General features: G+C 74.0%; 12 protein-coding genes. 9 read left to right on the forward strand and 3 right to left on the reverse strand.

Going from position 1 to position 12,202, the window contains the following annotated elements:
• The first annotated feature begins 1 nt into the window (after window position 1).
• The 3 genes from C6376_RS20360 to C6376_RS20370 all read left to right on the forward strand — a co-directional run bounded on the left by C6376_RS20360 (window position 2) and on the right by C6376_RS20370 (window position 3,047).
• A complete protein-coding gene (locus tag C6376_RS20360) occupies window positions 2–1,048 on the forward strand; it encodes an iron ABC transporter permease (protein WP_107444741.1) in 1,047 nt (348 codons plus the stop codon).
• A gap of 83 nt (window positions 1,049–1,131) precedes the next feature.
• Window positions 1,132–2,151, forward strand: coding sequence for an iron chelate uptake ABC transporter family permease subunit (locus tag C6376_RS20365; protein ID WP_254076394.1), 1,020 nt, complete (start codon window positions 1,132–1,134; stop codon window positions 2,149–2,151).
• Window positions 2,148–3,047 carry an ABC transporter ATP-binding protein gene (locus tag C6376_RS20370; RefSeq protein ID WP_107444743.1) on the forward strand — a complete coding sequence of 300 codons (900 nt, stop codon included), beginning with the start codon at window positions 2,148–2,150 and terminating at the stop codon, window positions 3,045–3,047. The genes C6376_RS20365 and C6376_RS20370 overlap by 4 nt, the downstream gene beginning before the upstream one ends.
• Here C6376_RS20370 and C6376_RS20375 read toward each other — a convergent pair.
• Window positions 3,031–3,378, reverse strand: coding sequence for an SCP2 sterol-binding domain-containing protein (locus tag C6376_RS20375; protein ID WP_107444744.1), 348 nt, complete (start codon window positions 3,376–3,378; stop codon window positions 3,031–3,033). The two genes, C6376_RS20370 and C6376_RS20375, sit on opposite strands and share 17 nt — an antisense overlap.
• Window positions 3,379–3,420: 42 nt before the next feature.
• On the opposite strand from C6376_RS20375, the gene C6376_RS20380 reads away from it, so the two are divergent.
• The 5 genes from C6376_RS20380 to C6376_RS20400 all read left to right on the forward strand — a co-directional run bounded on the left by C6376_RS20380 (window position 3,421) and on the right by C6376_RS20400 (window position 8,810).
• Window positions 3,421–3,747 carry a hypothetical protein gene (locus tag C6376_RS20380; RefSeq protein ID WP_107444745.1) on the forward strand — a complete coding sequence of 109 codons (327 nt, stop codon included), beginning with the start codon at window positions 3,421–3,423 and terminating at the stop codon, window positions 3,745–3,747.
• A 57-nt stretch (window positions 3,748–3,804) separates the two neighbouring features.
• Window positions 3,805–4,620: a TlyA family RNA methyltransferase gene (locus C6376_RS20385; RefSeq protein ID WP_107444746.1), complete on the forward strand. Its 816-nt coding sequence runs from the start codon at window positions 3,805–3,807 to the stop codon at window positions 4,618–4,620.
• Window positions 4,617–5,522, forward strand: a complete 906-nt coding sequence (locus C6376_RS20390; protein ID WP_107444747.1) for an NAD kinase — start codon at window positions 4,617–4,619, stop codon at window positions 5,520–5,522. Before C6376_RS20385 ends, C6376_RS20390 begins: the two co-directional genes overlap by 4 nt.
• A gap of 165 nt (window positions 5,523–5,687) precedes the next feature.
• Window positions 5,688–7,406: a DNA repair protein RecN gene (gene recN, locus C6376_RS20395; protein ID WP_107444748.1), complete on the forward strand. Its 1,719-nt coding sequence runs from the start codon at window positions 5,688–5,690 to the stop codon at window positions 7,404–7,406.
• 273 nt (window positions 7,407–7,679) lie between these two features.
• Window positions 7,680–8,810 carry a glycosyltransferase family 4 protein gene (locus C6376_RS20400; protein WP_173985689.1) on the forward strand — a complete coding sequence of 377 codons (1,131 nt, stop codon included), beginning with the start codon at window positions 7,680–7,682 and terminating at the stop codon, window positions 8,808–8,810.
• A 47-nt stretch (window positions 8,811–8,857) separates the two neighbouring features.
• Here the strand turns inward: C6376_RS20400 and C6376_RS20405 are convergent, their stop codons facing one another.
• The gene (locus tag C6376_RS20405) at window positions 8,858–10,501 is read right to left on the reverse strand and encodes a PucR family transcriptional regulator (RefSeq protein WP_107444750.1); all 1,644 of its coding nucleotides are present in this window, start codon (window positions 10,499–10,501) and stop codon (window positions 8,858–8,860) included.
• A 116-nt stretch (window positions 10,502–10,617) separates the two neighbouring features.
• On the opposite strand from C6376_RS20405, the gene C6376_RS20410 reads away from it, so the two are divergent.
• Entirely contained in the window at window positions 10,618–10,809 is a 192-nt protein-coding gene (locus tag C6376_RS20410) for a hypothetical protein (RefSeq protein ID WP_254076001.1), read from the forward strand.
• Here C6376_RS20410 and C6376_RS20415 read toward each other — a convergent pair.
• A complete protein-coding gene (locus tag C6376_RS20415) occupies window positions 10,796–12,178 on the reverse strand; it encodes an FAD-binding oxidoreductase (RefSeq protein ID WP_107444751.1) in 1,383 nt (460 codons plus the stop codon). The two genes, C6376_RS20410 and C6376_RS20415, sit on opposite strands and share 14 nt — an antisense overlap.
• Window positions 12,179–12,202 lie beyond the last annotated feature (24 nt).

Below are 12,202 nucleotides of genomic sequence, written 5' to 3' on the forward strand. Positions count from 1 at the left end.
GGTGTTGGTCGACAGTGTTCCCGGACAGCGTGCGCAGACCGCCGCCGCGCCCCCGAGCCGGCGGGCGGCGTCGCGGGCCGCGGGGCTCCTCGCCGCCCTGGTGCTCCTCCTGCTGGTGGCGGTGGCGAGCATCGCCGTCGGCGCCAAGGAGTTGTCGGTCGCACAGGTCTGGCACGGGCTGTTCGCGGATTCGGGGACGTACGCGGACGTCGTCGTCGACGAGCGGCTGTCGCGGACCGTTCTGGGGCTGCTCGTGGGGGCCGCCCTCGGTCTGTCCGGGGCCGTGCTGCAGGCGCTGACGCGCAATCCGCTGGCCGACCCCGGGCTGCTCGGCATCAACGCGGGCGCGTCGGCGGCCGTCGTCACCGCCATCACCTTCTTCGGCGTCACCAGCCTCAACGGCTATGTGTGGTTCGCGTTCTTCGGCGCGGCGGCGGTCGGTGCGCTGGTCTGGTTCCTCGGCGGCAGCCGCGGGGCCACACCGGTGCGGCTCGCGCTCGCCGGCACCGCGATCAGCGCCGCCCTCTACGGCTACCTCCAGGCCGTGATGATCATGGACGACGCGGCGCTCGCCCGGATGCGTTTCTGGACCGTGGGCTCGCTGTCCTCGGCGACCGAGGGCACCGTCCGGCAGGTGCTGCCCTTCCTGGTGGTCGGCACGCTGCTCGCGTTCGTGCTCGCCCGGCCGCTGAACGCCGTGGCCATGGGCGACGACACGGCGAGGGCGCTAGGCGCCGACCTCACCCGCACCCGGGCGCTGTCGATGCTCGCCGCGACCGTGCTGAGCGGCGCCGCGACCGCCGCCTGCGGGCCGATCGTGTTCGTCGGCCTGATGGTCCCGCACGTCGTCCGCTCGTTCACCGGCCCCGACCTGCGCTGGATCATGCCGTACGCGGCGGTCCTGTCGCCGGTGCTGCTGCTCGGCTCGGACGTCGTCGGCCGGGTCGTGGCCCGCCCGTCGGAGGTCCAGGTGGGCATCGTGACCGCGATCATCGGCGGCCCGGTCTTCGTCTTTCTCGTACGACGGCGCAGGACGGCCCAACTGTGAAGACCGCACAAGAGACCCCGCAGAAGCCCGCCAACAAGCCCGCCGACAAGCCCGCGCGGCAGACCTCTCGGGGCCCCCGTGCGCTGCGCGGGCCGGGTGGGCTGTCCGTCCGGCTGGATTTGCGGGCGCTCGTCGTCGTCGTGCTGCTGGTGGTGGCCGCGCTCGCCGCGAGCGTGGTGCTGATCGGCACCGGGGACTTCCCGATCTCGTCGGGTGACGTCGTTCGGACGCTGCTCGGCCACGGCGACGCCGGGCAGGAGTTCGTCGTCGACGAACTGCGGTTGCCCCGGGTCCTCGTGGGGCTGCTCGTCGGCGCCTCGCTCGGGCTCGGCGGAGCCCTGTTCCAGGCCGTCTCGCGCAATCCGCTGGGCAGCCCCGACGTGCTGGGGCTCGGGCAGGGGGCGACGGCCGGCGCGCTCGTGATGATCGTGCTGTTCTCCGGCAGCGCCACCCAGGTGACCGTCGGCGCGCTGGTGGGAGGCCTGGTGACCGGGGCCCTCATCTACCTGCTGGCGTGGCGGCGGGGGGTGCACGGGTACCGGCTGGTGCTCGTCGGCATCGGTGTCTCGGCCGTCGCGACGGCGGTCAACGGCTATCTGATGACCAAGGCCGACTTCGTCGACGCGGCGCGCGCCATCGTGTGGATGACCGGCACCCTCGACGGCCGTGACTGGAAGCAGGTGTGGCCACTGCTCGCGCTGACCTGCGTGCTCGTGCCGCTCGTCCTCGCCCACGCGCGCGGGCTGCGGATGACGGAGATGGGCGACGACGTCTCCCACGCTCTGGGGGTGCGGGTGGAGCGGGTACGGCTGGTGATGATGGTCGCGGCGGTGCTGCTCACCGCCTCTGCCACCGCGGCCGCGGGTCCCGTCAGCTTCGTGGCGCTCACCGCACCGCAGCTCGCCCGGCGCCTGACCCGCTCGCCCGGACCGAACCTCGTGCCCTCCCTGTGCATGGGCGCCGCTCTGCTGGTCACCGCAGACCTGGCCGCGCAGCGGCTCTTCGGTGCGGGACAGCTGCCCGTGGGCGTGGTCACCGGCGTGCTGGGCGGGGTGTACCTGCTGTGGCTCCTCGTCACCGAGCGCCGGGCGGGCCGGATATGAGCACTCCCGCCCCGGAAGACCATGGGCCGGACGACCGAAGGAGCATCGTGAACCGCCTGTCCGCCGAGAACGTCACCCTCGCCTACGACCAGCGGGTCATCGCCGAAGAGCTGTCGGTGCAGATACCGGACCAGTCCTTCACGGTGATCGTCGGTCCGAACGCCTGCGGCAAGTCGACGCTGCTGCGGGCGCTGTCGCGGATGCTGAAGCCGCACCGGGGGCGGGTGCTGCTCGACGGGCAGGTCATCCAGTCGATGCCCGCGAAGAAGGTCGCGCGGACGCTGGGGCTGCTGCCGCAGTCGTCCGTCGCACCCGACGGGATCACCGTCGCCGACCTCGTCGGACGGGGCCGCTACTCGCACCAGGGGATCCTGCGCCAGTGGTCGGCCGAGGACGAGAGGGTCGTGCGCGAGTCCATGGCGCGGACCGGGGTCGGCGAGCTCGCCGACCGGTATGTCGACGAGCTGTCCGGCGGTCAGCGACAGCGGGTGTGGATCGCGATGGCCCTCGCCCAGCAGACCCCGCTGCTGCTGCTCGACGAGCCGACCACGTTTCTCGACATCCAGCACCAGATCGACGTCCTCGACCTGTGCGCGGAGCTGCACGAGGAGCACGGGCGCACGCTCGTGGCCGTGCTGCACGACCTCAACCACGCGGCCCGGTACGCCACCCATCTGATCGCGCTGAAGGGCGGCGAGGTCATCGCGCAGGGCACCCCGGACGAGGTCGTCACGGCCGACCTGGTGGAGGCGGTCTTCGGGCTGCGCTGCCAGGTCATCGACGATCCGGAGACGGGGACGCCGCTGGTGGTGCCGGCGGCGCGCAAGGCGCGGGCGCAGGCCGGACGGGCCGTCGCCGCCGCAGAGGCTTCGGCGGTCGCTACAGGAGTTTCCTGAGCTGGAACAGGTCACGCAGTCCGGCCTCGAGTTTGACCCGCCCGGAGCCCCACGCCTTGGCGAAGTTCAGCTCGCCGGCGACCAGCGCGACCAGGTCGTCGCCGGTCATGGTCAGCCGGATCTCGGCCTTCTGCCGAGGGGGGCCCTGCAGGGTGTCGTGGACCGTGATCCGGCCTGCCGTCATCCGGCCGACGAACGTGACGTCGAGGTCGGTGATCCGGCAGCTCACCGAACGGTCCAGGGCCGCGGCCGCCCCGACGTCCCCTTCGGCGCGGCTCATGTTGTCCGAGAGCTTCTCGAGTGCGGCGCGGCACTCCTCGATCGTGGCCATGGCGACCGACGGTACCCCAGACGTTCGGGGTAGCGTCTGGGCATGAGCGACACAGTGCCGCAGACGGGGACGGAGCCGCAGGCACAGGCCACGCCCGAGGAGCGGGAGCCGGAGCACGACCCGGCCGAGCGGGAGCCGGAGCACGACCCGGCCGCCCCCGCCCCGCTGGGCGTGCCGCGCACCCCCACCGGTCACGCCGAGGCGGACGCGCACCTGGAACGGCTGGCCGACGCCGATCACCTCGCCACCGACGGACACCTCGAGGTGTACGAGGATGTACACCGGGGGCTGCGCGACGCGCTCACCGCGCTCGACGCCCGCCCGGGGCCTGCGGGTCCCGTCGGTCGTCCGACCGTCACCCCCGGATGAGACCCTCCGGTCTCGCCCCCGAATCGCCGTACGGACAACACAGGAGCTGAACCGAACGTGGCAGGAGTCGCACGTCGCCGTCTGGACGCGGAGCTGGTACGCCGCAAGCTCGCGCGTTCGCGCGAGCACGCCGGGCAGCTGATCGCCGCCGGGCGGGTCACCGTCGGCAAGACCGTCGCGACCAAGCCGGCCACACAGGTGGAGACGGCGGCCGCGATCGTCGTCTCCACCGACGCCGACGACCCCGACTACGTGTCCCGCGGCGGCCACAAGCTGGCCGGCGCGCTCGAGACCTTCGTGCCGCGCGGACTCGTGGTGAAGGGCCGGCGGGCGCTGGACGCCGGAGCCTCGACCGGCGGGTTCACGGACGTGCTGCTGCGGGCCGGGGCCGCGCACGTGGTCGCCGTCGACGTCGGATACGGACAACTCGCCTGGTCTCTGCGGAGCGATGAACGCGTCACCGTCAAGGACCGTACGAACGTACGCGAGTTGACGCTTGAAGCGATCGATGGGGAGCCTGTGGATCTTGTCGTGGGGGACTTGTCCTTCATCCCGCTGGGGCTGGTGCTGCCCGCCCTGGCACGGTGCACCGGACCGGACGCGGACCTGGTGATGATGGTCAAGCCGCAGTTCGAGGTGGGGAAGGAACGGCTCGGCAGCGGGGGCGTCGTGCGCAGTCCCGAACTGCGGGCGGAAGCCGTGCGGGGGGTGGCCGGCAAGGCGTGGGAGCTGGGACTCGGGGTGCAGGGTGTCACCGCCAGTCCGCTGCCCGGGCCGTCGGGCAATGTGGAGTATTTTCTGTGGCTTCGGGCCGGGGCTCCTGTCCTGGACCCTGCCGACGTCGACCGTGCAGTTGCGGAGGGGCCGCGGTGACCGTGAACCGAGCTCGTACTGTTTTCCTGCTCGCCCACACCGGGCGGCCGGCGGCCATCCGCAGTGCCGAGCTGGTCGTCAAGGGGCTGCTGCGTGAGGGCATCGGGGTGCGTGTCCTCGAGTACGAGGCCGCCGACCTGCCGCTGCCGGACGAGGTGGAGCTGGTCTCCGAGGCCACGCCGCAGTGCCTCGAGGGGTGCGAGCTGCTGATCGTGCTGGGCGGCGACGGCACGCTGCTGCGCGGCGCGGAGTTCGCGCGGGCCTCCGGGGTGCCGATGCTCGGCGTCAACCTCGGCTCCGTCGGCTTCCTCGCGGAGGCCGAGCGGGACGACCTGGACAAGGTCGTCGACCGGGTGGTGACGAAGTCGTACGAGGTCGAGGAGCGGATGACCGTCGACGTCATCGTGCACCGCAACGGCGACATCGTGCACACCGACTGGGCGCTGAACGAGGCGGCGGTGCAGAAGGCCGGTGCCGAGAAGCTGCTGGAGGTCGTGCTGGAGATCGACGGGCGGCCGGTCACCGGGTTCGGCTGCGACGGCATCGTCCTGTCGACCCCGACCGGTTCCACGGCGTACGCGTTCTCGGCCGGCGGTCCCGTGGTGTGGCCCGAGGTCGAGGCCCTGCTGATGGTGCCGATCAGCGCGCACGCGCTGTTCGCCAAGCCCCTGGTGACCTCGCCGAACTCGGTCCTGGCCGTGGAACTGCTGCCGCACATCCCGCCCGGCGTCCTGTGGTGCGACGGGCGGCGGACCTTCGAGCTGCCCCCGGGGGCCCGGGTCGAGGTGCGGCGGGGCGCGGTGCCGGTACGGCTGGCGCGGCTGCACCACGCGTCCTTCACCGACCGTCTCGTGGCGAAGTTCGCGCTGCCGGTGTCCGGGTGGCGCGGGGCGCGGCACTGAAGGCGCGGCGGGTCCGGCGCGATCCGCAGTGGTCCGGCGGCGGCCGCGGAGAGTGAGCGGCCGGTCGCTGTCGTACGCGCATCGGTCATCTCCACCCGCGCGGGTGACAGGGTGCCTCGCACTTCTGCCGCCGGACCTCGTAAGGTCTTCCCCGTGTTGGAGGAGATGCGGATACGGTCGCTCGGAGTCATCGACGACGCGGTCGTCGAGCTGTCGCCGGGGTTCACCGCGGTCACGGGCGAGACGGGCGCGGGCAAGACCATGGTCGTCACCAGCCTCGGGCTGCTGCTGGGCGGGCGTGCCGACCCCGCGCTCGTGCGGATCGGCGCGGAGAAGGCGGTGGTCGAGGGGCGGATCGCCCTGCCCGCCGACTCCTCGGTGGTCGTCCGGGCCGAGGAGGCCGGGGCCGAACTCGACGACGGGGCGCTGCTCATCAGCCGTACCGTTTCCGCTGAAGGGCGGTCCCGGGCGCACGTGGGCGGGCGGAGCGTACCCATGGGCGTGCTCGCCGAGCTCGCGGACGAGCTGGTGGCCGTGCACGGGCAGACGGACCAGCAGGGGCTGCTGAAGCTGTCCCGGCAGCGACAGGCGCTCGACCGGTACGCGGGCGACGCGGTGACCGTGCCGCTCGCCAAGTACACGGAGGCCTACCGGCGGCTGCGGTCGGTGGCAGGCGAGCTGGAGGAGATCGTCACACGCGCGCGCGAGCGGGCCCAGGAGGCCGACATGCTGCGCTTCGGGCTCGAGGAGATCGCCGGCGTCGAGCCGCGCGCCGGCGAGGACGTGGAACTCGCGGAGGAGGCCGAGCGGCTCGGGCACGCGGAGGCGCTGTCCTCTGCCGCGACGGCCGCCCACGCCGCTCTCGCCGCCGATCCCGAGGACCCCGAGGGCATCGACGCGGCCACGCTCGTCGCGGGCGCGCAGCGAGCCCTGGAGGCCGTCAGGTCGCACGATCCGGCGCTGGCGGCGCTCGCCGACCGGATCGGGGAGATCGGGATTCTGCTGGGAGACGTGGCCGGGGAACTGGCCGGGTACGCGGAGGACCTCGACGCCGATCCGCTGCGGCTGTCGGCCGTGGAGGAGCGGCGGGCCGCGCTCACCGCGCTCACCCGCAAGTACGGGCAGGACGTGAACTCCGTCCTCGCCTGGGCCGAGCAGAGCGCTTCCCGGCTCACCGAACTGGACGGCGACGACGAACGGATCGACGAGCTGACCGCCGAGCGGGACGTCCTGCGAGCCGAACTGGGCGGCCTGGCTCAGGCGCTGACGGACGCCCGAACGGAGGCCGCCGAGCAGTTCGCCGCCGCGGTGACCGCGGAGCTGGCGTCGCTGGCGATGCCGCACGCGCGCGTGTCCTTCGCGATCCGGCAGACCGAGGACCCGGAGGGCGTCGAGGTCGGCGGACGTCCCGTCGCCTACGGGCCGGCCGGCGTGGACGAGGTCGAGCTGCTGCTCGCCCCGCACCCGGGCGCGCCGCCGCGGCCCATCGCCAAGGGAGCGTCCGGCGGTGAGCTGTCACGGGTGATGCTGGCCGTCGAGGTCGTGTTCGCGGGGACGGACCCGGTTCCGACGTATCTCTTCGACGAGGTCGACGCGGGCGTCGGCGGCAAGGCGGCCGTGGAGATCGGCCGGCGGCTGGCGCGGCTCGCGAGGACGGCGCAGGTCGTGGTCGTCACCCACCTTCCGCAGGTCGCGGCGTTCGCCGACCGGCAGCTGCTGGTGGAGAAGACCAACGACGGCACGGTGACCCGGTCCGGGGTGAAGGTCCTGGAGGGCGAGGAGCGCATCCGCGAGCTGTCGCGCATGCTCGCCGGCCAGGAGGACTCCGAGACGGCCCGTGCCCACGCGGAGGAGCTCCTCGCCACCGCCAGGGGGGACGGGTAGCGGCGGGGCCGGGACTGCCGAAGAGCGACAGGCGCGGTCCGGTCGCCGTTCGGGTCGGCGGCGCGAACGGATGTGCGGTTCTCTTCACCCGTGTGGGTGACAGGGAGGGGTGGGTGACCCGTCGTCGTGAGGCTCCAGGACACGGAACATGGGTGGGTGCTGGCATCCTGGGGCGTAGTACGTGGAGGAACGTCAGCGGTCCACCCCTCCGCCCGCGGTCCCTCTGTACGTTTCCCCGTGACCGTCCGACGCCGAACCAGGAGCCCCGGCCACGTGAGCAGCCCCTCGCCGTACGGCCAGTCGTCGCTGCGCGCCGTCCAGGTGCTCGGCGGAGGCAATGCCGGCAGCAGCGCACATGTGCGCTCCCTGGCAGCGGGGCTCGTCGCGCGGGGCGTGCGGGTGACGGTGTGCGCCCCCGTCGAAGCGGATCACGCCTACGGCTTCACCGATGTCGGCGTCGAACACGTGCACGTGCCGCGCAGCAGCGATCCGGGGTCGGTGGCGGCGCTCCGCGCGGCCTGCACCGGCGCCGACCTCGTCCACGCGCACGGACTGCACGCCTCCTTCCGGGCCGTCCTCGCACTCAGCGGCCGCACCACCCCGCTCGTCGTCACCTGGCACAACCGCGCGCACGCCGAGGGCGCCCGCGCCCACCTGCTGCGGCTGATGGAGCGCCGGGTCGCGAGGACGGCCGCCGTCGTCCTCGGCACCACCTCCGACCTCGTCGACCGCGCCCGGCGCACGGGAGCCCGTGACGCGCGGCTCGCCGCCGCGGCGCTGCCCGGCCCCCGCCGGTACGAACACCAGGAAGAGGCCGCGGAGCTGCCGGCCTCCAAACTGAGAGCCGAACTGGGCGCCGTCGGCCGCCCGTTGCTCATGGCGGTCGGCTCCCTGGACCGTCACCGCGGTTACGGCCTCCTGCTGGACGCCGCCCGCGCGTGGCGCCGGCTCGACTGCACGCCCCTGGTCGTGATCGCGGGCGAGGGCCCGCAGTGGGCGGAGCTCCAACGCCGCATCGAGGACGAGCAACTGCCGGTCCGCCTGCTCGGCCGGCGCGGCGACGCGAGCGAGCTGCTCGCCGCCGCCGACCTCGCGCTCCTGCCCGGCGGCGGGGAGTCGCGGTCCGTCCTGGCGCAGGAGGCCCTCCACGCCCGCGTGCCGCTCGTCGCGACGCTGACCGGCGGTGTCCGCGAACTCGTCGGGGACGCGGCGGAACTGGTGCCCGCCGGCGACGCGGACGCCTTCTCCGCCGCCGTCGTACGCCTGCTCGGCGATCCCGAACGGTGCGAGCGGCTGCGGGACCTCGGCACCCGGCAGACCGCCACCTGGCCCACCGAGGACGAGACCGTCGCCCAGGTCCTCAGCGTCTACGACGAGCTGACGCAGCCCCGGCCCATGATCTGACATCGGTCACGGGTGACCGGTCGACTGTCACCGGTCACCCGTGACCGTCAGGGCAGGTGCCTGCGCGCCCGCAGGGCAAGGCTCAACGCCAGGACCGTCTGCGGGTCGTCCAGATCGGTGCCGAGCAACTCGCCGATGCGGGCGAGGCGGTTGTAGAGCGTCTGGCGGTTCAGATGCAGTTCGCGGGCCGTCTCCGCCTTGCGTCCGGCATGGGCCAGGTAGGTCTCCAGGGTCGGCAGCAGCAAAGGCTTGGAGCGGCGGTCGTGGTCGCGGACCGGGCCGATCGCCCGGTCGACGAAGGCCGCGAGGTCCGGGTGGCCGCGCAACCGCCACAGCAGCAGGTCGATGTCCAGGCGACGGGCGTCGTACCAGGGACGGTCCGGCAGACCCTGCGCCGCCGTCGCCGTCTCGGCCGCGTGCCGCAGTCCCGCCGAGGCGGCCGCCCAGCTGCCCGCCACCCCGACGACGACCACGGGCGGCCGCGCCCCCGGCCGCTGCATCCCGGCCCGCTCCACACCCGCCCGCAGCGCCGCCGCGACCCGGTCCGCCACCGTCGGGCGGTCCGCCTCCGCGCGCAGGCCCAGCAGCACCGGTACCCGGCCCTCCACCGGCCGCACGCCCAGCAGCACCGGCACGCCCACCGACGTCAGCTCCTCGGCGACCGCCCGGGCCAGCACCGCCCAGCCCGCCCCCGGGGAGATCCCGTCGCCCAGCCGCATGACGACCGGGAGCAACGGGCCCGCGCCGGGCCGGAACCCGAGGACGCGCGCCTGCGCCGGAGCGTCCTGTTCGGCGATCCGGCCCTCGGCGAGGTCGGTCAGGAAGTCGCCCCGGCCGCGCGCGGCGAGCTCCTCCTCCTGGCGGGCCTGCATCAGCACCACGGCCAGGATCCCGGCCGCCCGGTCGGCGGCGATCCGGTGCACCGGTGCGAGGGCCGCGCGCACGGGCAGCAGCACGAGCCGGGCGCGTACCGAACCCGCCCCCGCCCCGCCCCCGGGCACGTCCACCAGCACAGAGCCGGCGGGCGGCGGCGCGTCCTTGTGCGGGCCGCGCAGCCCCTCCCACACCTGGAGCGGATCAGCTCCCTGCGGCCCCTCGCCGGCCGCGTACAGCAGCTGGCCGTCGGGCGTCTCCAGGAACACCGGATTGCCGGCGAAGTCCGCCAGGACGCCCAGCACCTGCGGGATCCCGCCGCCGCCGAGCAGGGCCTCCGTGCAGCGACGGTGCACCTCCTCGGCGCGTTGGAGCAGCGCGTGGTGGCCGTTGACGATCTCGGTGTGGATCTCCTCCGTGACCGTCACGAACGCCACCTCCCGGTGCAGTTGGACCAGGGGGAGGCCGGTCGCCCGCGCGGTCTCCACCAGGGCCGAGGGCAGCCGGGCGAAGCGCGGGCCCAGCTCGATCACCAGGGCCGCGATGCCCCGCTCGGCCAGGGTCCGCACGAACGCCCGCTGCTCGGCCGGGCGGGTGCCGAGGCTGTATCCGGTCGTCAGCAGCAGCTCGCCGCCCTTGAGCAGGGAGGCGATGTGCGGGACCTCGCCGGCGTGCACCCAGCGCACCGTGCGGCCCAGCCGGTCCCCGCCCGCGACGATCTCCGGGAGCCCGCTGCGCAGGCCGGGCAGCTCCAGCGCACGCTGCACGGTGATACCGGCACTGCGGCTGTCGAAACGGTGGTCCGTGCGGCTGTCCATGCGACGGACGCTACCTGCGTGGACGCCCCGGCAACATCCGCGGGTCACGCGGCGGACACCCGCCCACGCACCCGCCGCTGTCCGTGCCCCGTCCTCGTCTGCCCGACCGCCCGCCCGTGCCCGCCGCCCCGGTGCGGGCCCGGCCGGCGGCGGCCGCCGCCACCGTCGGCCTGGTCGGCGACCTGGACGCCGTGCGCGCCCGGATCGACGACCACGCCCGCACGGGCCTCGACGAGATCGCGCTCGTCCCGGCCACCGACGGCGACCCGGCGGGGCAGCGGACCCTGACGGCGCTCAGGCCGGCCTGATGTTGTGGTTGAAGCGGAACACGTTGTCCGGGTCGTAGCGCCGCTTCAGATCCGCGAGCCGCCGGGCGTTCTCGGCGCCCACGCCGGCCACGACCCGGTCGGCGCCCTCGTCGCCGATGAAGTTCAGGTAGACCGCGCCCGTGCTCCACGGCTGCGCCCCGGCCCGCACGTCCCGCACCCACTGCTCGCACCGGGCGTCGTCCGCCGGGTCCGCCCACAGCCCGAAGGGGTGCAAGCCCCAGGGCGCGTCACGGTAGGGCACGGGGTACTCGTGCGGGCCGGCGGCGATCGCTCCGCCCTGCGGGAACAGCGCGTGCATGGTGCCCGTCGGCACCGGCAGGGACTCCCCGAGCCCGCAGTAGACGTCCACGAAGTCGTCCGGCGCGCCCGTCAGGTACTCCGCGGACCAGTGGTTCCGCATCCCGGGCGGATCGTCGATCATGCACTGGACGTCGGCGTAGGGCATGGCCCCGACGACCTCCGACTCGTGCGGCAGCGCCAGCAGCGGTTCGGCCAGCTTGCGCATGTCCTCCTCCGCCCCCGCGTAGGTCAGCAGCACCCCGCACAGCAGTGAGCCGACCAGCTGCGGCGGGACGAACTCCTCGGGCGGGCCGGTGAGATACAGCACCGCGCCGCTCGCCTCGTCGGGGCCCGCGGCGATCACGTCCCGGTAGGTGCGGGTGGCCTCGGGGCCGTACTCGGGCCGGTACAGCAGCAGCGCGATGGAGAACCCGGGCAGTTCGTGCAGCCTCAGGGTGAGCGAGGCGGCGACGCCGAAGTTGCCTCCGCCGCCGTGCAGGGCCCAGAAGAGGTCGGGGTGCTCGTCGGCGCTCGCCCGCACCCGCCGGCCCTCGGCGGTCACCAGTTCGGCGCTCAGCAGGTTGTCCACGGCCAGCCCGTGGCACCGGTCCAGCCAGCCCGTGCCGCCGCCGAGGACGAATCCGCCGACGCCGGTGGTGGAGGCCCGGCCACCGGTCGTGGCCAGACCGTGGGGCTCGCAGGCGCGGTCCAGGTCGCTCATGGTGGCCCCGCCCGCGACGCGTACCGTCCGGGCGGCGGGATCGACGTCGACGGCGCGCAGATGACGCAGGTCCACCACCACGGCCCCGTCGCCCAGAGCCATGCCGGCGACGCTGTGCCCGCCGCCGCGCACCGCGATCGGCAGGTCGAGGTCGCGGGCGAAGCGGACGGTCCGGACGATGTCGTCCTCGTCGACGCACTGGGCGATCACCGACGGCCGCCGGTCGATCATCGCGTTGAAGACGGTCCGGGCGTCGTCGTAGCCCGGGTCCTGCGGGGCGAACACGTCGCCGACCAGATCCTCGCGGAGCGCGGCGAGAGCCGTGCCCGCCTTCGATGGGGAGGCCATGGGGGCGCCCCCTTCCGTGCAGGG

Origin of the sequence: Streptomyces sp. P3 (assembly GCF_003032475.1) — a bacterium.
In the GTDB taxonomy this organism is placed as follows: Bacteria; Actinomycetota; Actinomycetes; order Streptomycetales; family Streptomycetaceae; genus Streptomyces.